Origin of the sequence: Raineyella sp., from assembly GCF_034933565.1 — a bacterium.
GTDB lineage: Bacteria > Actinomycetota > Actinomycetes > Propionibacteriales > Propionibacteriaceae > Raineyella.
Map to the genome: position 1 here is coordinate 217,260 of NZ_JAYFNG010000002.1, position 22,034 is coordinate 239,293.

The 22,034-nt window shown below is 71.1% G+C and carries 22 protein-coding genes; 12 read left to right on the forward strand and 10 right to left on the reverse strand.

Annotated elements, in window-relative coordinates; all coding sequences use genetic code 11:
* The first annotated feature begins 2 nt into the window (after positions 1–2).
* A complete protein-coding gene (gene amrA / locus VB059_RS00975; protein ID WP_323420138.1) occupies positions 3–533 on the forward strand; it encodes an AmmeMemoRadiSam system protein A in 531 nt (176 codons plus the stop codon).
* The gene (gene amrS / locus VB059_RS00980) at positions 530–1,735 is read left to right on the forward strand and encodes an AmmeMemoRadiSam system radical SAM enzyme (protein WP_323420139.1); all 1,206 of its coding nucleotides are present in this window, start codon (positions 530–532) and stop codon (positions 1,733–1,735) included. Before amrA ends, amrS begins: the two co-directional genes overlap by 4 nt.
* Here the strand turns inward: amrS and VB059_RS00985 are convergent.
* From VB059_RS00985 to VB059_RS01005, 5 genes are all read right to left on the reverse strand, one after another.
* On the reverse strand, positions 1,621–2,346 hold the full coding sequence (locus VB059_RS00985; RefSeq protein ID WP_323420140.1) for an exonuclease domain-containing protein: 726 nt from the start codon (positions 2,344–2,346) through the stop codon (positions 1,621–1,623). The two genes, amrS and VB059_RS00985, sit on opposite strands and share 115 nt — an antisense overlap.
* Before the next feature lie 248 nt (positions 2,347–2,594).
* Positions 2,595–4,319, reverse strand: a complete 1,725-nt coding sequence (ilvD, locus tag VB059_RS00990) for a dihydroxy-acid dehydratase (protein WP_323420141.1) — start codon at positions 4,317–4,319, stop codon at positions 2,595–2,597.
* Between the two features lie 188 nt (positions 4,320–4,507).
* Complete coding sequence (locus VB059_RS00995) at positions 4,508–6,133, reverse strand: glutamate synthase-related protein (protein WP_323420142.1); 1,626 nt, start codon at positions 6,131–6,133, stop codon at positions 4,508–4,510.
* Positions 6,134–6,356: 223 nt separating this feature from the next.
* Entirely contained in the window at positions 6,357–6,836 is a 480-nt protein-coding gene (locus VB059_RS01000) for a PTS glucose transporter subunit IIA (protein WP_323420143.1), read from the reverse strand.
* On the reverse strand, positions 6,833–7,063 hold the full coding sequence (locus VB059_RS01005) for a glucose PTS transporter subunit EIIB (RefSeq protein WP_323420144.1): 231 nt from the start codon (positions 7,061–7,063) through the stop codon (positions 6,833–6,835). The genes VB059_RS01000 and VB059_RS01005 overlap by 4 nt, the downstream gene beginning before the upstream one ends.
* A gap of 207 nt (positions 7,064–7,270) precedes the next feature.
* Between VB059_RS01005 and VB059_RS01010 the strand changes: the two genes are divergently transcribed.
* From VB059_RS01010 to VB059_RS01040, 7 genes are all read left to right on the forward strand, one after another.
* The gene (locus tag VB059_RS01010; protein WP_323420145.1) at positions 7,271–7,999 is read left to right on the forward strand and encodes a GntR family transcriptional regulator; all 729 of its coding nucleotides are present in this window, start codon (positions 7,271–7,273) and stop codon (positions 7,997–7,999) included.
* Positions 8,000–8,088: 89 nt separating this feature from the next.
* Positions 8,089–9,354: a PTS transporter subunit EIIC gene (locus VB059_RS01015; protein WP_323420146.1), complete on the forward strand. Its 1,266-nt coding sequence runs from the start codon at positions 8,089–8,091 to the stop codon at positions 9,352–9,354.
* A gap of 257 nt (positions 9,355–9,611) precedes the next feature.
* Positions 9,612–10,394 carry a glucosamine-6-phosphate deaminase gene (gene nagB / locus VB059_RS01020; RefSeq protein ID WP_323420147.1) on the forward strand — a complete coding sequence of 261 codons (783 nt, stop codon included), beginning with the start codon at positions 9,612–9,614 and terminating at the stop codon, positions 10,392–10,394.
* Positions 10,391–11,584 (forward strand): N-acetylglucosamine-6-phosphate deacetylase, encoded by a 1,194-nt coding sequence (gene nagA / locus VB059_RS01025; protein ID WP_323420148.1) that lies wholly within the window; start codon positions 10,391–10,393, stop codon positions 11,582–11,584. The genes nagB and nagA overlap by 4 nt, the downstream gene beginning before the upstream one ends.
* Before the next feature lie 179 nt (positions 11,585–11,763).
* The gene (locus VB059_RS01030) at positions 11,764–12,459 is read left to right on the forward strand and encodes a trimeric intracellular cation channel family protein (RefSeq protein WP_323420149.1); all 696 of its coding nucleotides are present in this window, start codon (positions 11,764–11,766) and stop codon (positions 12,457–12,459) included.
* Between the two features lie 847 nt (positions 12,460–13,306).
* On the forward strand, positions 13,307–14,218 hold the full coding sequence (locus tag VB059_RS01035; protein ID WP_323420150.1) for a S1C family serine protease: 912 nt from the start codon (positions 13,307–13,309) through the stop codon (positions 14,216–14,218).
* 319 nt (positions 14,219–14,537) lie between these two features.
* The gene (locus tag VB059_RS01040) at positions 14,538–14,996 is read left to right on the forward strand and encodes an SRPBCC domain-containing protein (RefSeq protein ID WP_323420151.1); all 459 of its coding nucleotides are present in this window, start codon (positions 14,538–14,540) and stop codon (positions 14,994–14,996) included.
* 212 nt (positions 14,997–15,208) lie between these two features.
* Here the strand turns inward: VB059_RS01040 and VB059_RS01045 are convergent, their stop codons facing one another.
* The 4 genes from VB059_RS01045 to VB059_RS01060 form a co-directional block, all read right to left on the reverse strand.
* Positions 15,209–15,622, reverse strand: coding sequence for a VOC family protein (locus VB059_RS01045; RefSeq protein ID WP_323420152.1), 414 nt, complete (start codon positions 15,620–15,622; stop codon positions 15,209–15,211).
* A gap of 306 nt (positions 15,623–15,928) precedes the next feature.
* The gene (locus tag VB059_RS01050) at positions 15,929–16,705 is read right to left on the reverse strand and encodes an SDR family oxidoreductase (RefSeq protein ID WP_323420153.1); all 777 of its coding nucleotides are present in this window, start codon (positions 16,703–16,705) and stop codon (positions 15,929–15,931) included.
* Between the two features lie 142 nt (positions 16,706–16,847).
* Positions 16,848–17,393: a hypothetical protein gene (locus VB059_RS01055; RefSeq protein ID WP_323420154.1), complete on the reverse strand. Its 546-nt coding sequence runs from the start codon at positions 17,391–17,393 to the stop codon at positions 16,848–16,850.
* A gap of 94 nt (positions 17,394–17,487) precedes the next feature.
* On the reverse strand, positions 17,488–17,670 hold the full coding sequence (locus VB059_RS01060; RefSeq protein WP_323420155.1) for a hypothetical protein: 183 nt from the start codon (positions 17,668–17,670) through the stop codon (positions 17,488–17,490).
* A gap of 392 nt (positions 17,671–18,062) precedes the next feature.
* Between VB059_RS01060 and VB059_RS01065 the strand changes: the two genes are divergently transcribed.
* A complete protein-coding gene (locus VB059_RS01065) occupies positions 18,063–18,752 on the forward strand; it encodes a class I SAM-dependent methyltransferase (protein ID WP_323420156.1) in 690 nt (229 codons plus the stop codon).
* Between the two features lie 15 nt (positions 18,753–18,767).
* On the opposite strand, the gene dnaB is transcribed toward VB059_RS01065, so the two are convergent.
* Entirely contained in the window at positions 18,768–20,144 is a 1,377-nt protein-coding gene (dnaB, locus tag VB059_RS01070; protein ID WP_323420157.1) for a replicative DNA helicase, read from the reverse strand.
* A gap of 714 nt (positions 20,145–20,858) precedes the next feature.
* On the opposite strand from dnaB, the gene VB059_RS01075 reads away from it, so the two are divergent.
* Together VB059_RS01075 and VB059_RS01080 are read left to right on the forward strand one after the other, a co-directional pair.
* Positions 20,859–21,428: a metal-sensitive transcriptional regulator gene (locus tag VB059_RS01075; protein ID WP_323420158.1), complete on the forward strand. Its 570-nt coding sequence runs from the start codon at positions 20,859–20,861 to the stop codon at positions 21,426–21,428.
* 257 nt (positions 21,429–21,685) lie between these two features.
* A complete protein-coding gene (locus tag VB059_RS01080) occupies positions 21,686–21,895 on the forward strand; it encodes a heavy-metal-associated domain-containing protein (RefSeq protein WP_323420159.1) in 210 nt (69 codons plus the stop codon).
* The last annotated feature ends 139 nt before the right edge of the window (positions 21,896–22,034 follow it).

The window sequence follows — 22,034 nt, forward strand, 5'->3', positions numbered from 1 at the left end:
GGGTGGAGGACGGCTTCGAGGCCGAGCCCACCCCCGCCGGGCCGGGTGTCTCGGTGCAGCAGCTCGACGAACACCCGGCCTGGCTCGACGCGCCGGGGGCAGCGTTCGTCACCCTGCACCTCGACGGGGAGCTGCGCGGCTGCATCGGCACCCTCGAGGCCTTCCGTCCGCTGGCGGAGGACGTGCGGATCAACGCGGTCAACGCGGCCTTCCGGGACCCGCGGTTCCTCCCGCTGGCGCCGGAGGAGTTCGACCTGATCCGGGTCGAGGTGTCGGTGCTGTCCGCGCCGGAGCCCCTCGACGACGTACGCTCCGAGGCCCGGGCCGTCGCGGCGCTGCGGCCCGGTGTGGACGGGGTGATCCTGCGCTCCGGGTCGCACCGGGCGACGTTCCTGCCACAGGTGTGGCAGCAGCTGCCGTCCCCGCACGACTTCCTGACCCACCTGCGGCGCAAGGCCGGGCTGCGCCCCGACCACTGGGACGAGCACACCACGGTCTCCCGTTACACGGTGCAGGCCTGGGAGGAGGAGTGACCCCGCACGTCCCCGGACAGCCCGCCCGGTGGTGGCACGCCGACGATGCCGGCCACCTCGTCTGCGATCTCTGCCCCCGCGGCTGCATCCTGGCCGACGGGCAGGCCGGCTTCTGCGCCGTCCGCGTTCGCGACCACGACCGACTGGTCCTGACCACGTACGGGCGTGGCACCGGGTTCTGCGTCGAGGCGATCGAGCGGCGCCCGCTCCACCACTTCCTCCCGGGGACGCCCGCGATGTGCCTCGGCAGCGCCGGCTGCAGCCTTGCGTGTCGTACGTGCCGGGTCTGGCGCCCCGAGACGGTGGCCGAGGTCTCCGGGCGGCTGGAGGACGCCTCGCCGCTGACCGTCGCCGGGCTCGCCGCCGACTGGCGGTGCGGCAGCATCGCGTTCACCTACAACGACCCGGCGATCTACGCGGAGTACGCGATCGCTGCCGCGCGGGCGGCGCACGTGCTCGGGTTGCGGGCTGTCGCGGTGACCGCCGGCTACCTCGCACCGGCCGCCCGCAAGGACTTCTTCGGCGTGATGGACGCCGCCCTGATCGAGCTGAAGGTGTTCGACGAGGAGGCCCACCGCCGCTACACCGGCGGCAGTCTCCGCACCGTCCTGGACACCCTCGTCCACGTCGCGCGCCGCCACGGCACCTGGCTGGAGATCAGCACGCGGCTGGTCCCGGGGCTCAACGACGCCCCGGGCCAACTGGCCAGGATGTGTTCCTGGATCGCGGCCGAACTGGGCCCGGACGTGCCGCTGCACTTCTCCACCCCGCCGGCGCAGACCCGGCCGGCGCCCCCGCTGTCGCGAGCGGGATCGGCTGCCGTCGCGGCGTCCGGCGGCGCCTCCGTGGGTGCCGGGCGCATGTCGGAGGCACCCGCGGGGAAGCAGTCCACCTCAGCGTCCTCGAGCGCCTCAACCGGCTCGGGTGGCTCGGGCGGCCGGGCCGACCCCGGGCTCGCCCGCGAGATCGCCCTGTCGGCGGGCCTGCACTACGTCTACACCGGGCTCGGCGAGGCCGCGGAGGGCCGGACCACCCGCTGCCCGTCGTGCGGGGCGGTCCTGATCGAGCGCGACGTGTCGATCCGCCGCTACCGCCTCACCTCGGAGGGTCGCTGCCCGGAGTGTCGTACGGCAGTGCCCGGGCTTTTCGGCGACCGCGCCGGCGAGGCGGTGCCGCACAGGATCCCGGTGCGGCTGCCCTGAGCCACCGTACGCTCCGCAGCGGCCGCGCCGAGCGGCCCCACCGGCGGCTTCGGCCCGGCGGGCCACAGCTCCTCCATCGCGTCCCGGTGGGCCCGGCGGGCGAGTTCGAGCACGATCAGTGCCGCGGTGACCGCGTCGTCGCGGGCGTCGTGGTGGTGGAACGGCGGAAGGTCCAGGGCCGCAGCGACGGTGTGCAGCTTGTAGTCCGGCAGCGGCCGGCCAAGCGTCGGGAAGGCACGGCGGGCGAGGTCCAGGGTGCAGCAGAACGGGGCCGTCGGCGTGGCGATCCCGGCCTCGGCATTGGCGGCCGCCCAGACGGAGCGGTCGAACGGCGCGTTGTGGGCCACCGCGACCCGCCCGGCGGTGAACCGGCCCAGTCGACGCTCGGAGTCCGCCCAGCTCACCCCGTGTGCGGCGCAGTCGGCGGCGGTGATGCCGTGGATGGCGATGTTGCGCCGGTCGAACCCACCGGCCCGCCCGGGTGGCCGGATCAACCAGCCGTCCTGCGCCGTGACGACCCCGTCCTCCACCACGGCCACGCCCACCGCACACGCCGAGGCGCGCGAGGCGTTCGCGGTCTCGAAGTCGATCGCCACGAAATCGAGGCTCATCCCTCTCCTCCTCCGGGCGGCCGCACCCACGGCGACGGATGTCGTCGCTCGAGGTGGTGCTGCCTTCCCGAAGGACACTAGGAGGGACCTGTGACAGTGCGCCGGAGCCCGGCCCGGGGCATGGGTGTGATTCCGGGCTCACCCCGGGTCTCCGCGACCGGCGGCCCGCCGCAGACTGTGCTGGTGACGCTGGTGACGCTGGTGACACCGGGTGGGGAGGCCGGTGCCGCCGGTGACGCGTCGTCCGCTCAGTCGGTGACCGCCCCCTCGGAGGCGGAGCGCACCAGCCGGGTGTACTTCGCCAGCACCCCGCGGGTGTGGCGGTGCGGCAGCGGCCGCCACCCCTCGCGACGGGCGGCCAGTTCATCGGGGGTCACCAGCAGGTCGAGCGTACGGGCCCCGATGTCCACCCGGATCCGGTCGCCGTCGCGGACGAACGCGATCGGGCCGCCGTCCACCGCCTCCGGGGCCAGGTGTCCGATGCACAGGCCGGTCGTGCCGCCGGAGAACCGGCCGTCGGTCAGTAGCAACACGTCCTTGCCCAGCCCGGCGCCCTTGAGCGCGCCGGTGATCGCCAGCATCTCCCGCATCCCGGGGCCGCCCTTGGGGCCCTCGTAGCGGATCACCACCACGTCGCCCCTCTGCAGCCGGCCCCGGTCGAGGGCGTCCATCGCCTCCTGCTCGCGTTCGAACACCCGGGCGGGGCCCTCGAACACGTCGGCGTCGAACCCGGCCGACTTCACCACCGCCCCGTCCGGCGCCAGTGTCCCGTGCAGGATGGTGATGCCGCCGGTCGGGTGCAGCGGCCGGTCCATCGCCCGGATCACCCTGCCGTCGAGCGGGCGCGGGCCGATCCGCTCGAGGTTCTCGGCGAGCGTACGACCCGTGACGGTGAGCGCGTCGCCGTGCAACAGCCCCGCTCGGAGCAGCGCGGCCATCACCACCGGAATGCCGCCGTGGAAGTCCATGTCGGCCATCACGTAGCGTCCGAACGGCTTCATGTCGGCCAGGTGGGGCACCCGGTCGCCGATCCGGTTGAAGTCGCCCAGCGCCAGGTCCACGTCGGCCTCGTGGGCGATCGCGAGCAGGTGCAGCACCGCATTGGTCGAGCCGCCGAGCGCCATCAGCAGGGTGATGGCGTTCTCGAACGCGTCCCGGGTGAGGATGTCGCGCACCGTGATGCCCTGCCGGAGCAGGTCGACGACCGCCTCGCCCGAGCGATGGGCGTACGTGTCGCGGCGTCGATCGGCGGCCGGCGGGGCCGCCGAGCCGGGCAGCGACATGCCCAGCGCCTCGGCGAGCGAGGCCATCGTGTTGGCCGTGTACATCCCGCCGCAGGCACCCTCGCCGGGGCAGATGGCGCGTTCGATCGCGTCCAGATCGGTGCGGCTGAGCAGGCCCGCCTGGCAGGCGCCGGCCGCCTCGAACCCGTCGATCAGCGTCACCTCCCGCTCGGTGCCGTCGCTGAGCAGGGCCCGGCCGGGGGCGATCGAGCCGGCGTACAGGAACACCGCGGCGAGATCGAGCCGGGCCGCGGCCATCAGCATGCCGGGCAGCGACTTGTCACAGCCGGCCAGCAGGACCGAGCCGTCCAGCCGCTCGGCGGACATCACCGTCTCCACCGAGTCGGCGACCAGCTCGCGCGACACCAGCGAGTAGTGCATCCCCTCATGGCCCATCGAGATGCCGTCGGACACCGAGATGGTGCCGAACTCCAACGGATAGCCGCCGCCGGCGTGCACCCCCTCCTTGGCCGCCTGCGCCAGCCGATCGAGGGAGAGATTGCACGGGGTGATCTCGTTCCAGGAACTGGCGATGCCGATCTGCGGCTTGTCCCAGTCATCATCACCCATGCCGACGGCGCGCAGCATACCGCGACTGGCGGTGGCGTGGATGCCGTCGGTGACGACGCGACTGCGGGGCTTGATGTCTGGCCGGGGTGTCGTTTCGGGCCGGGGCGTGTTGTCGGGCATGGTCTTCCTCGATCCGTGTCGTCCTCGAACCGTGTGCAGGTGTCGTGGACCGGGCGGATGTGCCTTTCGTCACAGTACCGCCGCAGGTGGGGCCCCGGCGGCGGTTCGGCGGTCTGCCCGACCCCGGCGAACGCACAATCACTGCCACTGCACAGCCGAGGAAGTGCTCGGCGTCCACCGACCCCCGTCTACCCGACCCCGGCGAACGCGACGCCGGTGAGCGCGGCGATGTCGGGCTTCCAGGTGGTGAGGTCGTCGGGGCGGAACTCCCGCAGGTGGGCGTGGCCGCAGGCCCGGGCCAGCACCTGCATCAGCTCGGTGGTCGCGGCGAGGTACCGGGCCAGCCGGCGCGCTGACTCCTCGACGACCAGCCGGTCGCGCAGGTGCTCACGCTGGGTGGCGATGCCGACCGGGCAGTTGTTCGTGTGGCAGGCGCGCATGCCGAGGCAACCGATCGCCTGCATCGCGCTGTTGCCGACCGCCACCGCGTCGGCCCCCAGGGCCAGCGCCTTGACGAAGTCGGTCTCGCGGCGCAGACCGCCGGTGATCACCAGGGTCACATCACTGTGCCCGGACCGATCGAGGTGTCGCCGGGCCCGGGCCAGGGCCGGCATCGTCGGCACGGAGATGTGGTCGCGCAGGAGCAGCGGCGCCGCGCCGGTGCCGCCGCCGCGCCCGTCGAGGATGACATAGTCGGCGCCCGCCTCGAGGACGAAGTCGAGGTCGTCCTCGAGATGCTGGGCGGACAGTTTGAAGCCGATCGGGATCCCGCCGGTGGCCTCCCGCACCCGGTCGGCCAGCGCGGCGAAGTCCTGCGGGGTCCGCAGATCGGGGAACGTCGCCGGGCTGATCGCGTCCTGGCCCGGCGCCAGCCCGCGCACGGCGGCGATCTCCGGGCTCACCTTGGCCGCCGGGAGCAGCCCGCCGGCGCCCGTCTTCGCGCCCTGGCCGACCTTGAAGTGGAAGGCCTGGCACCGGGCGGCACGCTCGAGGCTCCAACCGAACCGGGCCGACGCCAGCTCGTAGAAGTAGCGGGAGCTCGACTCCTGCTCCTCGGTCAGCATCCCGCCCTCGCCGGAACAGATCCCGGTGCCGGCCTGCTCCGCACCGCGGGCCAGGGCGAGTTTCGCCTCCCGGCTGAGCGCGCCGTAGCTCATGTCGGTGACCAGGATCGGGATGTCCAGCCGTACGGGTCGGGCCGCCCGGGGGCCGATCACGACGTCGGTGCCGACCGGGGCGTCGTCCGGCAGCGGGCGCCGGGCCAGCTGGGCGGTCAGCAGCTGCAGGTCGTCCCAGCGAGGCAACTCGGCCAGCGGCACGCCCATCGCGGCGACCTCGCCCTGGTGCCCGGTCCCGGCCAGGCCGTCGCGGGCCAGCATCCGGATGTACGCGTTCTGGGTCTCCTCGGGGCCGCCGTGGATGTCGGCGTACAGCCCCTGATAGGCCTCGCGGTCGTACGGCTGGGGGTGCTCCTTCTCCCAGGCCGCGATCTCGTCCCGGTCGACCAGCACCGCGTCGGCCGCGGCGTCGACCCAGGCCGTGAACCGCGCCAGCACCTCGTCATTGGCGTACGCGCTGACCCCCGTCGCGACGCGGTAGTCGTACCCGTGCACACCGCAGACCAGGTCCTCGCCGCGGATGAAGCCGTCGGCGAGCAGCGCGCCGCGATGCAGGCATCGCCCGTAGAGCACCGAGACCTCGTCGTCGTGGCGGATCACCACCAGGTCGACGCCCGCCACCAGCGCGTATGTGGGCGTACGGTCCGCGAGTCCGCTCCAGGTCGCGACCTTCACCGGTGACTGTTCGGGCGACATGGCTCACCCTAACGTCGCGGACCCGCGCGCCGCTGGCCGAACGGCAGTCCGCCCGGTCCGGGGGGCTCCGCCCACGAGATCGCCGAGGCGAAGGCCCGGCTGGACGCGGGGACCATCTCCGTGGAGGAGTTCGACCGGATCAAGGCCAAGGCACTGGCCTTGATCCCTCGCCACTTCCACCGCCACTCCGGCGCCGGGCCGCGGGCCCGGCGCCGGATGTGTGTCAGGACGCCCTGCGGCCTCGCTTCGCCGCGGCCTCGGGCGCTTCGAACAGTGGATCGCCCACGCTGACGTGTTGGCCGAGCAGGTCGGTCGCGATGCTGCCCGGCGCGGTGTCCAACACGCAGACCAGGACGGCCGGCGACAGGCCCTGCGCCTCGATCTCGGCGGGATCCCAGCGGATCATCTCCTGACCGGCGACGACCTGACCCTTGACCGGGCCGACGATCTCGAAGCCCTCGCCGTTCAGCCGGACCGTGTCGATGCCCAGGTGGACCAGCAGACCGACCCCCTCGGGCGTCGCGATCGCGTACGCGTGCGGATGCACCTTGGCGATCTTCCCGGAGACCGGCGCGACGGCCACGCCCGGCGTACGGTCCGGGTCGACCAGCACACCGGAACCGACCATCTCGGCCGCGAAGACCGGATCAGGTGCATCGCTGAGCGGGCCCACGGTGCCCGCGACCGGGGAGAGGACCTTCACATCAGGTCCTGGATGTCCTCGGCGATCGTGTCGGCCTCGGGGCCGACGACGACCTGGACCACCCGGCCCTGCCGGACCACGCCCATGGCCCCCGCGGCCTTCAGGGCCGCCTCGTCCACCTTCGACGCGTCGTTGACCTCCGTACGGAGCCGGGTGATGCACGCCTCCAGATCGGCGATGTTGTCCGCGCCCCCGAGACCGGCGAGGAGTGCTGCAGCCTTGCTCATGGCTGTCCCTTTCTGTGCCCCGATCAGCTCTGATCGGACGTCGGGTGTTTCTCCGTCGGGCCGGTGCCCGATGCGGTCCTTCCATTGTCGCTTGACAGGCGTGCCGCGGTGGAGAAAACTAATTGGTACGTACCGGACTGTACCAGACCGAACCGGTGCGGGCCAGAGGGAGGATCCGATCGGATCCCCCGGATCGAGGAGGATCGCGTGAGCCAGACCAAGGTGCTGAAGCTGGGCGCCGTGCCGAAGTACGCGCAGCTCGAGGCCCAGCTCCGGACCCACGTGGCCACCCTCGAGCCCGGCCAGCCGATCGACTCGGAGCGTTCGCTGATGGAGACGTACGGCGTCAGCCGCGCCACCGTCCGGCGGGCGATCGCCGATCTGGTCAACGACGGGGTGCTGGTCAGCCGCGCCGGCCAGGGCACCTTCGTCGCCGAGGCCAAGGTGCAGACCAACCTGCACCTCGCCTCCTTCACCGAGGACATGACCCAGCGCGGCCGGGTGCCCTCGACCGCGGTGCTGTCGATGCAGCTGGCCCCCCCGGACGCCGCGGTGGCGGCGTACTTCGGGACCCACGAGCCGGCCTGGCACCTGGAGCGGGTCCGCTGCGCGGACGACGAGCCGATGGCGTATGAGGAGCAGTGGGTCGACGCCCGGTGGGCCCCCGACCTCGGCACCAAGGACCTGCGTGGTTCGGTCTACGCGATCCTCGCCGACGACTACGACTGCCCGGTCGACGCGGCCGAGCAGACCATGTGGGGCACCACCGCGGACGACCGCCTCGCCGAACTGCTCGACGTGGAGGTCGGCCAGGCGCTGCTCGTCTTCGACCGCACCTCCAGCAGCCGTGGCCGCCCGATCGAGTCGGTGCGCTCCTGGTACCGCGCCGACCGCTACCGGGTGCACATGAGCCTCGACGCCTCGATGCAGGGCTGAGAACAAACGTCCATCTCCCACTCCCATGACACGGGTCCTGGACCCCAGGGCCCACGGCGGCCGTACGACGGCCACGAAAGGAACATCTGATGTCCACTGCCACCGATGGTGTTGGCACGGCCGACACCGGCAAGAACCGGGCCTGGCTCGCCTGGCTGCAGAAGCTCGGCCGCAGCCTGATGCTGCCCATCGCCGCCCTGCCCGTCGCGGGTCTGCTGCTGCGACTCGGCCAGGACGACCTGTTGGGGAAGGACGGTCTGCACTGGAACGCCGTCGCCTCCGTCGTCGGCGCCGCCGGCGGCACCCTGTTCGACAATCTCCCGCTGCTGTTCGCCCTCGGTGTGGCGATCGGCATGGCCAAGAAGGCCGACGGTTCCACGGCATTGGCCGGTCTGGTCGGGTATCTGGTCTACAAGGCCGTCGGGGACGCGATGTCCCCGCTGGTCGGCATGCCGGTCGGCGCCGACGGCAAGCAGACGGTGGTCAACTACGGCGTGCTCGGCGGCATCCTCGTCGGCATCATCGCCGCGTACCTGTGGCAGCGGTTCCACCGGGTGAAGCTGCCTCCGTACCTGGCCTTCTTCGGCGGGCGGCGGTTCGTCCCGATCATCACCGCCCTCGCCACGATGATCCTGGCCGTGCTGATGGCCTTCATCTACGAGGGGTTCAACCACGGCCTGAGCGCACTGGGCGTCTGGTCGGCGCAGAACTCGGTCGTCGGCGGCTTCGTCTACGGCACCGTCAACCGGCTGCTCATCCCGCTGGGCCTGCACCACATCATCAACACCACCGTCTGGTTCCAGGTCGGTGACTGCGTCAAGGCCGGCGCCGCTGCACACGGCGACCTGACCTGCTTCTTCGCCACCCAGGGCGCCCAGGGCGGCACGTTCATGACCGGCTTCTTCCCGATCATGATGTTCGCCCTGCCGGGGGCGGCCCTCGCCATCTGGCGCAACGCCCGTCCGGAGGCCCGCAAGATCACCGGCGGCCTGATGCTGTCGACCGCCCTCACCGCGTTCCTCACCGGTGTCACCGAACCGCTGGAGTTCTCCTTCATGTTCGTCGCCTGGCCGCTCTACATCGTCCACGCGGTGCTCACCGGCACCTCGCTGGCCCTGGTCAACGCGCTCGGCATCCGCGACGGCTTCACCTTCTCGGCCGGCCTGTTCGACTACATCCTCAACTTCGGCATCGCGACCAAGCCGCTGTTGCTGATCGTCATCGGCCTGGGCTACGGCGTCATCTACTACTTCCTGTTCAGCTTCATGATCAAGCGGATGAACCTGAAGACCCCGGGCCGGGAGGATCCCGCCGAGACCCGCGACGACGCGGCCGACGCGACGACGCGCCCCTGACCCGGCCGTCCCGTCCCGCCCCTCGCCGGGTCGGGACGGGACGCCCACAGGCTCCGCGTGGGGTCGCCCACAGGCTCCGCGTGGGGTCGCCCTCAGGTCGTGCGGGGCCTGAGGTTCTGTACGGGGTCGCCCGCAGCGTACGCAGTGCGTACGACCTGCACATGACGTGCGTACTGCACACGACGTGCGTCGCAGGTCGTACGCCCCCGAGGTCCGTGCCTTTCCTCGTACGGACGCAACCCGAAACGGAGAGTGACGTGGAAGTCATCATCAAGCCGACCGCGGCCGACCTGGCGCCGGTGGCCGCGGACATTGTCGAGCGCCTGACGCACCGCAAGCCGGACGCCGTGCTCGGCGTCGCGACCGGGTCCAGCCCGGTCGGTCTCTACGTCGAACTCGGTCGACGGGCGGCGGCAGGGCGGCTCTCGCTGGCCGGCTGCCGGGCCTTCATGCTCGACGAGTACGTCGGGCTGCCCGCCGACCACCCCGAGCGCTACCGCAACGTCATCGAGCAGGAACTGGTCGCCCGGACCGATCTGCGCAGCGAGCGGGTGATGGGGCCGGACGGTCTGGCCGCTGACATCCCCGCCGCCTGTGCCGCGTACGAACAGGCGATCCGCGATGCCGGCGGGGTCGACCTGCAGATCCTCGGCGTCGGCGCCGACGGCCACATCGCCTTCAACGAACCGACCTCGTCGCTGGGGTCGCGGACCCGGATCAAGACGCTGGCCCGACAGACCCGGCTCGACAACGCCCGGTTCTTCGACGGCGACGTCTCCCGGGTGCCGACCCACTGCCTCACCCAGGGCGTCGGCACCATCATGGAGGCCCGCCGCCTGGTGCTGCTCGCCGACGGCGAGCACAAGGCCGAGGCGATCCACCAGCTGGTGGAGGGGCCGGTCTCGGCGATGTGGACCGCGACCGCGCTGCAGTGGCACCCGCAGCTGACGGTGATCGTCGACGAGGCGGCCGCCTCGAGGCTGGCGCTGCACGACTACTACCTGGACGTCTACGCCGAGAAGCCGGGGTGGCAGGAATGACCACGATCTTCCGCGCGGCCCGGGTGCTCACCCCCGAGCCGCTCGACGACGGCTGGGTGCGCGTCGAGGGCGAGCGGATCGTCGAGGTCGGCTCCGGGCCGCTGCCGTCCGGTCCGACCGGTGCGGTCCCCGGATCTGCCGGTGTGGCCGCTGGATCCCGGGCCGGCTCCGGAGCCGGGACCGCCGAGGTCGTCGACCTGGGGGACCGGATCCTCGTTCCCGGGTTCGTCGACATGCACGCGCACGGCGGCGGCGGGGCCGCCTACACCGACGGCGCCGACGCGGCCCGGACCGCGCTGGCCACCCACCTCGCGCACGGGACGACGTCGGCGATGGCCTCGCTGGTGACCGACACCCTCGAGGTGCTGGAGCGACAGGTCCGCGCGCTGGCCCCACTGGTCAGCGACCGGGAACTGATGGGCATCCACCTGGAGGGGCCCTGGCTGTCCGAGCTGCATTGCGGGGCCCACGACCCCGACCTGCTCACCGATCCGCTGCGCCGTGACCTCGACCGGCTGCTCGCCGCCGGGGAGGGCACGATCCGGATGGTCACGCTGGCCGTCGAACGGCTCGGCGGCCAGGCCGCTGTCCGTCACCTCGTCGAGTCCGGTGTCGTCGTCGCCCCGGGGCACTCCCACGCGACGTACGCCGACGCCAACCTCGCGATCGACGCCGGGGCGCGGGTCGCCACTCACCTGTTCAATGCCGAACGCCCGATCCATCACCGCGAGCCCGGCCTGATCGTGGCGCTGCTGGAGCGAGCGGAGGTGATCGTCGAGGTCATCGCCGACGGCGTGCACCTGCACCCCGCGATCGTCGGCGACATCGCCCGGCTCAAGCCCGGCAGGTTCGTCCTGGTCACGGATGCGATGGCCGCCGCCGGCAGTGACGACGGCGACTACGAGCTCGGGCCGCTCAAGGTCGAGGTCCGCGACAGTGTCGCGCGGCTCGCCGGTGGCGGGGCGATCGCCGGCAGCACGCTCACCCTCGACCGGGCCGTACGCTTCTGCGTCCAGCACGCCGGGATCGACCTCGTCGATGCCGTCCGGGCCGCGACCGCGACCCCGGCCTCGGTGTTCGGCCGCGACGACATCGGCCGGATCGCCCCCGGGGCGTACGCCGACCTGGTCGTCCTCGGCCCCGACCTCGGCGTGGAGGCCGTGCACCGCTGCGGGCAGCAGGTCCGCTGACCCGGTGGCGGTGATGATGCGCCGTCGGCAGCGCTGCACCATACTGAGCCCCGGGAAAACCTGAGCCCCGGGAACGGGTCCGGGAGACGGGGCCGGGGAACCAGGTCCGGGGTGTCGGAGCGGGCCGTGCCGGTGCCGGAGGAGGGATGGCGAATGCCCATGGGCGGAGGCGGTGCGTGATGTCGAGTCTGACGGCTGCGGTGGCCGAGGCCTCGCGCTTCCTCGATCTCACCGGGGTGTTGTCCAACGCGATCCTCGGCGGTGTCGTGGCGCGCAACGAGCGGTTCGATGCGATCGGCTTCGCGACGCTGGCGATCGTCTCGGGCCTCGGTGGCGGCCTGATCCGTGACACGTTGCTCCAGAAGGGCACCCCGATCGCGCTGACCGACCCGGCCTACATCGTGACCGCGCTGATCGGGGCGACGATCGCCTTCCTGATCCCGGTCGAGGGTCGCAGCTGGAACCTGGTCTTCCCCTGGGTCGACGCCCTCGCCCTGGGCACCTGGGCGGTGGCCGGTGCCGCGAAGACGCTCGGGGTCGGGCTCGGCGCTCTGTCCGCGGTGCTCCTCGGCGCGGTGACCGCGGTCGGTGGTGGTGCGGTCCGCGAGATCCTGCTCCGCCAGGTCCCGTCGGTGTTCGGCGGCAACACCCTGTACGCGACCCCGGCGCTGTTCGCCAGTGGCACCCTGGTGCTGCTCAGCCGACTCGGCCACCCCACCGTCGGCCTGGCCCTCGGCACTCTGGTCGGTGCCGGGCTGATGCTGCTGTCCCGGTGGCGCAAGTGGCAGCTCCCCGAGGCCTATCACCTCAAGCCGATCCGGGTCTGGCACCGCCTGCCGCGCCCACCACGGGTACGGTCGCGTCGCCCTCGGTGATGACCCGATGAGGTGATCGCCGCCTCGGGCTGCCCCGGGCGCCGGCGATCCCCATCACCGGGCAACCACATTCTCGGGGCCCGGTGACCGCATCCTGGGCCGGCGACTACACATCCTCGGAACCCGACGACCCCCTGGGGGTCAGCGACCACGTTCTGGGGGCCCGGTGACCGCATCCTGGGCCGGCGACTACACATCCGCGGAACCCGACGACCCCTTGGGGCCCAGTGACCACATCCTGAGACCCGACGACCACGCCCTGGGCCCGTCGGCCGCTGCCCTTTTACGCAGACGCTGCCCATCACGCAGACGCTGCGGGAGATATCAAACGCGGTGGGAAGTCCGGACGCGTATGCATATTTGCCGCAGCGTCTGGAGCCTGGAGCGTTGCCCGAGGCGCTGTCCGCCGGGCCGAGAACCTCGAAGAAGGGTGAGTCGGTGGCAGGGCCTTCCCTCTCGAGCAGGGGAGCCGGGCCTCTGATGGGTGGCCCCTCCACCTCGAGCAGGGGAGCCGGGCCGTTGGCGATGACCCTCCGCCTCGTGGACGCGGAGGCGTCACCTCCCGGAGGCGGCGGTGTGAGTCGGTCTCGGGAGAGCCGGGAAGGACCACGGCCCGGGCGGCGTTGATACTCCAGCAGTGATCGGTGCGGCCGCCGTCGGCGCCGCACCGGCTGATCGGAGGCACGCCATGGAATCCACCGGCAGGGAACCCACCGGCGGGGAGTCTACCGACCCGGGCCCCACTGACAGGGAGTCCAGTGGCAGGGGCCCCACTGACAGGGAGTCCAGTGGCACGGGCCCCACCGGCGGGGAGTCCAGCGGCAGGGGCCCCACCGACCGGGAGGCGTTGGACGCCTACTCGCAGGTTGTCGTCGCCGTCGCCGAGCAGTTGCTCCCACGGGTGGCAGCGGTCCACCTGCCCGGCGAGCGCGGCGAGGCGGAGGGCTCAGCGGTCGTCCTGACCGGTGAGGGACACCTGCTCACCAATGCCCACGTCGTCGGGCACGCGCCGGCGGGGGAGGCGTTCTTCGCCGATGGCAGCAGTTCCCACGTCGAGGTGGTCGGGCGCGACCCGCTGGCCGACCTCGCCCTGCTGCGCGCCGAGCGGGAACTGATGGAGCCGCCGGTCTTCCGCGATGTGGAGGATCTGCGGATCGGGTCCCTCGTCGTCGCGGTCGGCAACCCGCTGGGGCTGGCGGGCAGTGTGACGGCCGGCGTGGTCAGTGGCCTGGGACGGTCGCTGCCGGTCCGTACGCCCAACGGGATGCGGCTGATCGAGGACGTGATCCAGACCGACGCCTCGCTCAACCCGGGCAGCTCCGGCGGGGCGCTCGCCGATTCGGCGGGGCGGGTGATCGGCATCAACACCGCGGTCGCCGGGCTGGGCGTCGGGCTGGCCGTCCCGGTGAACGCGACGACGCGGCGGATCATCGCCGCCCTGATGCACGACGGACGGGTCCGCCGCGCCTACCTCGGGCTGGTCACCTCACCGGCCGTGCTGCCGCCGCGCTGGGCGGAACGTACGGGACACCGGACCGCCCTGCGGGTGGTCGAGGTGGTCCCGGGCAGCCCGTCGGCCGCCAGCGGGATCCTCTCCCACGACCTGGTGATCGCGGTGCAGGGCCGTCCGCTGGGCGACGCCCAGTCGCTGCAGCGGCTGCTCTTCGAGGATGCCATCGGCAGGCGACTCGAGATCACTGTGCTGCGGAACGGGGCGCTCGTCGACACGGTCGTGGTGCCCGCGGAACTGGCGGGTTGAGCGGCTCACGCCCACGTGGCTCACGCCTATGCGGCTCACGCCTACGCGGCTCACGCCTACGCGGCGTACGCCGACCGTGCTGACGGACATCCGCGTGGTCATGTCGCCGTCCCGGCTCAGGACCGTGGCGCGGGTCGGCTGCGCTGGTCGGTGCCTCCGGCGGCCGTGGCCGGTCCGTCGCCAACCGTGGGGCGGTCCGCATCCGGTCGTGGGGTGGTCCGCATCCGGTCGTGGTTTGCGCCATGGTCGATGTCGGAAGGCCGCGGCAGACTGGATGAAAGAAGCCGGTGCGTGAGGAGCCGGCTCGAAGGAGGGCATGATGATCGACTCGTCCAAGGGTTTCACGCTGGTCCGGACGTTCGAGGCGTCTCCGCAACAGACCTGGCAGGCGTGGACCGATCCTGACGCGGTCGCCCGGTGGTGGCATCCGCGCGGCGCCAGCACACCCCGGGAGAGCGTTGCGATCGACGCCCAGGCGGGCGGCCACTACGTCTACATGATGGTGGACGACACGACGGGAGACCGGGTGGTCACCGGTGGCGAGTACCGCGAGGTCACGCCGTTCGAACGGCTCGTCTTCACCTGGGGCTACCCCGACGCCGACCCGGATGATCAGCCGGTCATCACGATCACTCTGGAACCGGTCGGCGAAGGGGCCCGGATGACGTTCGACCTGCGCGGCGTCGATGGGGCGGCGGGCGACGGCAGCTACTTCGACGGATGGCAGGCCACGCTCGACTCGCTCGGCGACCATCTGCAGCCGCCCCGGCGGCACTGATCCCGCGATCCACCGGCCGCCAGTACGAGTCGGCCGCCAGTGTGGATCCACGGCCGCCAGTGTGGATCCATCGGCAGCCGGTGCCTCGGTCGCATCAGTGCCTCGTTGAGCCGCCGATCCGGCCGCCGCCGTCCGGGGCGGCCGCGTCCCGGGTCAGTCGAAGCCGTCGTGGGTCAGCCGGCCCTGTGTGGGTCCGCCGCAGTTGTCGCGGCTCAGGCGAAGTCGCCGGCGGTGAGCCCGTCCGGGTGACCACTGGGCCACTCGACCAGCTCGATCCGGTAGCCGTCGGGATCGGTGATCCATGCCGTGCGGGGCCCCTCGGATCCTCCCGGTGCCTCGGGGCGGGTGGGTTCCCAGCCGGCGGTGGTCAGCCCGGCGAGGGCGGCCGCGAGGTCGTGGACCTGCACCACCAGGTGGTGGAAGCCGGTCCCGAGTTCCACCGCGCCGTCCTCGGGCCGGTGCACCAGCTCCAGGCTGGCGGTCATCTCCCCGGGGAAGGCGAGCACGGCCAGCACCGAACCGTCCTCGACCGTGACCCGGCCGACTTCCCGGTAGCCGAGCGCCCGGTAGAACTCGAGCGAGGCATCGAGGTCGGTCACCCGGTAGGCGGTGTGCAGTGTCTTCATCCCGGAACCCCCTGGTCGCGGTGTCCTCCCATGGTGGCAAGGTGACGCGATGGTCTCAAGGGGCGTGGGCCTGCGTACGATCCTTGCCGGGTTGCCGGGTTGCCGGGTTGCCGGGTTGCCGGGTTGCCGGGTTGCCGGGTTGCCGGGTTGCCGGGTTGCCGGGTTGCCGGGTTGCCGGGTTGCCGGGTTGCCGGGTTGCCCCAGACGCGTCCGTTCATGTGCATTCGCGGCTGGATATCCGGTCGCGTTCGCTATCTCGGGACGCGTCTGGGGCCGACGGCAACGACCGCCAGATGTCGCGTGGGCTCACCAGGTGGCGTCGCCCCGGATCACCACGTCCGAACCGCCGTCGACGAAGACGATCTGTCCGCACAGGTGGGTGTTCTCCTCCGACACCAGCCAGGCGTGCAGCCGGGCCGGGACCTCGGGCCCCATCGGGCCGTTGAGCGGCATCGGCACCTGCTGGAGCAGCGTCTCGACCGCCTCCGGGGAGGCCATCATGTCCTTGGTCATCGGGGTCTTCACGATGCCCGGGGCGATCCCGTTGAGCGGGATGCCAGCGCCGGCCCACTCGGGGGTGCCCGCCTGGCGACGGACCCATTTGGCCAACGCCTGCTTCGTCGTGCCGTAGATCAGTGCGCCGAGCTGCGGGTCGGCCGCCAACACCCCGGCCCGGGCCGTCGCCGCCGCCTCGTCGCCACGGGACAGCGCGCCGAGCAGCTCATCGTCGGGTGCGTAGAGGGACGCCATCGAGCAGGTCACCGAGGCCCGCGGCGCCGCCGATCCGGCGAGCAGCGGGCGCAGCCCCTCGAGGGTGGCGACCGCGCCGAAGTAGTTCACCGACACGGTCTTCGGGATCGGCAGGGCGAGCCCGGCGTTGGCGACGATCGCGTCGATCGTGCCGCCGGACAGCTCGCGGACCCCGTCGACCAGGGCCGTACGGCCCTCAAGGGTGGTCAGGTCCACATTCACATCAGCGTCATGCAGGTCGACGCCGATGACGCGCTCACCTCGCTCGGTGAGGATCCCTGTCAGGGTCTTGCCGATGCCGGATGCCGCACCGGTCACCACGATAGTTCGCATGATCCGCCTCCTGGAGCAGTGCACAGCCCTCGAGGGGCCGGACCTGAGCGGAGCAGGCTGCTCCCGCCATCACGGTCGGCGACGGGGCTGATCCTTCAAGTCTAGACGGGGCCGATGCGGAGGGGGTACCACTTCGATGTCGTCAGGTGAGCAGCAGCGCCGCGAGCGCGCAGAACCAGATGGCCAGCGAGCCACAACCGACTGCCAGGGTGCCGGCGAGGATCCGTGAGGGGCGCGGATTCGTCCCGAAGTCGCCGACCAGCAGCAGAATGCTGGCTGACACGCCCAACCCGGCGACCATGGCCGAGGTGGCGTCAACCAGCATGAGTATCGAGAGGACGAGAGCGCCTCCCATCAACCCCGACCGGCCGGAGAGCTTCGTCACCATCAGCAGGGGGATGCCGAGCAGGGGTTGCGCGATCGCGAGCGTCATCCACACGATGTGGCTGGTGCCGGGTCCGGGCCAGAAGCCTGCATACGTCGTGCCGGCGAGCAGGAGCAATGCAACATCGACCGTGTGGACGCCGCGCAACGCATCGCGGGATGTGACCCGGTATTCGGCGTTGTACCCGTACAAAACGGCCAGCCATGGGGACCACTGAGATCGGCCTGTGGCCATCCCGGCGATGCCACCGAGCAGTGCGGCTGCCGCCAGGACCGCAGCCACGCCGCCGACCAAAGAGATCATGGCAGTCCTCCGATTTCCCGGCGTACGGTTTGCCCGCTCAGCGGCGGTCGGACTCGATGTACCGCTTGAGCCCTACCCAGTTGCGACGCTCCCCTCAGGGGCCGACCAGGGCGAGCCCCCTCATCGGCCCGACCAGGCGCATGCTCCAGTCCCATCGCAGCAGGGCCCGGCCATCCAGCTGAGTGAAGGTCAGGGTGCCGTCGAGCTGCAGGTACGACGAGCGCACGATGTTGCGAAGTCGGCGCGGTCTGTCGTACTCCAGGACGTCGATGGTCATCCTGCCCCTGGCGCCTATGCCCTTGGGCTGAGCGGTGAAGCGCGTACCCCTGCCGACCGGTCCGTCGCTCAGCTTCTCGGCAGAGGCGATCCGGGGGGTTGTATCTGGGCTCGGTCCGCTCGTCGGCGACCAGATCGAACACCTCGTCGACAGGTGCGTCGATCGTGACCTCTCCGGAGATGCGTGCCATCGCGGTGCTCCTTCACGATGAAACCGATCTTGCTCCGACCGTGCTGGGTGGATGACGGAGGCGGAACATTGGCCGGGAACACCCTCAAAGTAGCATGAGGATCGGAGCGCCGAGATGCAGCGAAGAGCGCGGTCCTCGCGGTGGCCCGCCCGGCCCTGCCGGGGTGGTGGTGCTTCGCTGGCGTCATGAGCAACAGTGAGTCATGAGCAGCAATGAGCCGACCGATCGCACCTCACCGGTCACGCATCGGCTGCGGCCGGCAGCGGAGTCGTTCGGGGTCGATGCCGAGCGATACGACCGTACCCGGCCGCCGTACCCGGACTCGTTGGTGGCTTCGATCGTCGCGGCATGCCCCGGGCGCGAGGTCCTCGATGTCGGCTGCGGCACCGGGATCCTGTCCCGGCAGTTCCAAGCGGCGGGGTGCATCGTGCTCGGGGTCGAGCCTGACCCGCGGATGGCGCAGTTCGCCCGGAACCGCGGACTGGCGGTCGAACAGGCCAGGTTCGAGGATTGGGACCCGGCAGGTCGACGGTTCGACGCCGTGGTCGCCGGCACCGCCTGGCATTGGGTGGACCCGGATGCCGGCGCCACGAAGGCCGCACAGGTGCTGCGCCCGTATGGCGTGCTCGCGCTCTTCGGACACACCTTCGAACTACCCCGGGTCGTGTACGACGCCTTCACGAGCGCATACAAGCGCGCGGTCCCCGATGCGCCGTTCACCCTGCCTGCGCCGGGACGGGCCGTGGCGGTGTACGAGGCCGGCTACGCCAGGGCCGCCCTGGGCGCAGCGCAGAGCCTGTTTCCAAACGTCGGCGGTACCAGCCTCCGGCGTCCGCCGACCCACGATCGCCCGTGTACGGGGTCGTGTCCGTTCCTGCCTGAAGCTCGGTGACGGCGAGGTACTCGCTCAGTGCGCCATGTCGGTGAAGCGCGAGTAGTGCCCCTGGAAGGCGACGGTCACCGTCTTGGTCGGCCCGTTGCGGTGCTTGGCGACGATGATGTCGGCCTCACCGACGCGGTCGGACTCGTCCTTGTTGTAGTAGTCGTCGCGGTGGACGAGGATGATTACGTCCGCGTCCTGCTCCAGCGAGCCGGACTCTCGCAGGTCGGACACCGAGGGGCGCTTGTCGTCGCGCTTCTCCGGGTTTCGGTTCAGCTGCGAGATCGCGATCACCGGCAGCTCCAGTTCCTTGGCGAGCAGCTTCATCTGCCGGGAGAACTCGGACACCTCCAGCTGGCGGGACTCGACCTTCTTACCGGAGCTCATCAGCTGCAGGTAGTCGAGAACGATCAGCTTGAGGTCGTGCTGCTGCTTGAGCCGGCGGGCCTTGGCGCGGATCTCCATCATCGTCAGGTTGGGGGAGTCGTCCACGTACAGCGGGGCCGACCCGATCAGGCTGGCCTTGCTGGACACCCGGTCCCACTCGTCGCTGGACATGGTGCCCTGACGCATGTGGGACAGCGGCACCGACGCCTCCGCCGAGAGCATGCGCATGGTGATCTCGGTCTGGCTCATCTCGAGGGAGAAGATGCACGAGGTCAGCCCGTGCTTGATCGACGCGGACCGACAGATGTCCAGCCCCAGGGTCGACTTGCCCATACCCGGCCTTGCGGCAATGATCACCATCTGCCCTGAGTGCAGGCCGGCGGTCAGTTCGTCGAGCTCGGCGAAGCCGGTGGGGACGCCGCTCATCACGCCGCCCTGGGCCTCGATCAGCTCCATCTGGTCCATCGTCGGCTCGATCAGCTGTTCGAGCGGCTTGTAGTCCTCGGTGGAGCGGCGGTCGGCGATCGCGTACATGGTGGCTTGGGCCTCGTCCACGATGTCGTCGACGTCACCCTCGGCGTTGTAGCCGAGCTGCGCGATCTTGATCGAGGCCTGTACGAGGCGGCGCAGGACGGCCTTGTCGCGGACGATCTGGGCGTAGTAGCCGGCGTTCGCGGCGACGGAGACGGAGGCGACCAGGTCGTACAGGTAGGTGTGGCCACCGACGCGGGCGATCTCACCGCGCTTGGTGAGCTGCTCGGCGACGGTGATGGCGTCGGCCGGCTCACCGAGGGAGTAGAGGTGGAGGATCGCGTCGAAGATCAGCTCGTGGGCGGGCTTGTAGAAGTCGTCACTGTGGACGAGCTCGATGACCTCGGCGATGGCGTCCTTCGAGATCATCATGGCGCCGAGCACGCTCTGCTCGGCGACGAGGTCCTGCGGAGGCTGGCGGTCAGGTCCCGGTCCGGGCTCCCGATGGTCGGTGCTCCAGGCCGGCTCGAGACCGACGACACCCATGGTTCCCCCTCTTCCTGGCACACTTCCCGCTGACCTGATCGACCCTAGGCGAGGGGTCTGACAGTCCCGTACGGCGCTGCCGAAGACGTACGGATCACCGCCGGAGCCCGCGCCGGACCCGCCTGTGGACCGCCCCGTCCGGGCCCGTCGCCGGACCGTCGCAGGCTCGCCGTCGCGGCCCCGAAGGACCGGCGGAGCTCCACCGTAGACGCTCCCGGGTGTCTCCGCCAGACGAGTTTTCCACAGGGGTTGTGGACATCTGGGGAGAGATTGTGGAGACCTTCCCTGTGCAGGGGGACAACTTGTGGACTGCTCCGGGCAGTTGACGGTCAGACCGATTCAAATGTGGTGCTGACTAGGGGATTCAATCGTCGATTACGGTGGATGAAAACTCGTCGGGAGAAATATTCAGACCACCTGTCCTGCTGGTCTGTGTGCTTGACGGGGCAGCCCGGGTGTGGCATATCCACACGCGATGTGTATAACTTTCCGCGCTCGGGTTGCCGATCCATGCGTGACTAGGGCTTCAGGATCAAGACACGTCCGGCGTCGTACGGACCGGGCCGGGACACGCCGATCTGATCCCCCTTCCGGTCGTCCGGGCCGGGTGAGGCGGCCTTGCGGGTAGGCTGGGAGACGGTCCGCTGCGCCCCGGTCAGGGTCGTGGTGGAGACCCCATCGCGCGTCATGGGGGACGGACGGAGGAGGTTCACGATGGATGCCGAGACGACAGTGCTCACCGGATCGACGGCGTCCGGGTCGGCCGATGCCCAGACCCGGACCGAAAGCTCGACGATGCCCGCCGGCACGCCGGCACTCGTCGCGACGCCGAGCTGCTGCGGCGGCGCCGCGTCGACGGGAGCCACGGCGGCCGGGGCGATGGCGCTGACCCTCGAGAGCCGTCCCGACGGTGCCACGCAGGCGGACACCGGCCAGAACGAGGCGGGTCGGGACGAGGCATCCGGGGCGGCCGACGCCGGTGGCTGCTGCGCCACGAACAACCCCTGGGGCTACGCCGACAGCAAGCAGGATTACGTCCGCCGGCTGCGCCGGATCGAGGGTCAGGTCCGTGGCCTGCAGCGGATGGTCGACGAGGACCAGTACTGCATCGACATCCTCACCCAGATCTCCGCCGTCACCAAGGCGCTGGAGTCCACCGCGCTGAAGCTGCTCGACGAGCATCTGTCGCACTGCGTCATGCACGCCATCGAGGCGGGTGGTGAGGAGGCCGACCAGAAGCTCGCCGAGGCCTCCGCCGCGATCGCTCGCCTCGTCCGTTCCTGACCGCTTTCGTCTCCTGACGGCCTTCCGTTCCCTGATGGCCTTCGTACGGCGTTCCCTGATGGCCTTCGTACGGCCTCGTCCGCCTCGGGAGAGCCCCGCGCGAGCCGGTGTGCCTGTCCCCGGCGGGGCATGCCCACCGGCGTGCCGTTCGGGGGCCGGGCGGGGCGTCCGGACCGCGGGACGCGGCGTACGCTTGCTCTTCAGCACAACCGTCGTGGCGCAGTCCTGCCGCGGCGCAGAACCACGGGAGGAACTCCATGGCCACGACCGCGTACACCGTCTCCGGCATGAGCTGCGGCCACTGCGTCAACTCGGTGACCGAGGAGGTCAGCGGCGTGGCGGGCGTCACCGCGGTCGACGTGGACCTCGAGTCCGGCCGGATGGTCGTCACCTCTGACGCCGAGGTCGCCTTCGAGGCCATCGCCGCCGCCGTGGACGAGGCAGGTTACTCGGTCGTCCCGGCCTGAGCCACGGGCCCCAGGCCCCGTCCCGGCCTGAGCCACATCGCCCGGCCCCGCCCCGGCCGGCCTGTCGAGCTGCGGTCCCGTCGCATGCCGGGACTGCCGTCTGCCGGGACTGCCGGGCCCGGGCGCGGTCCCGTCGAAC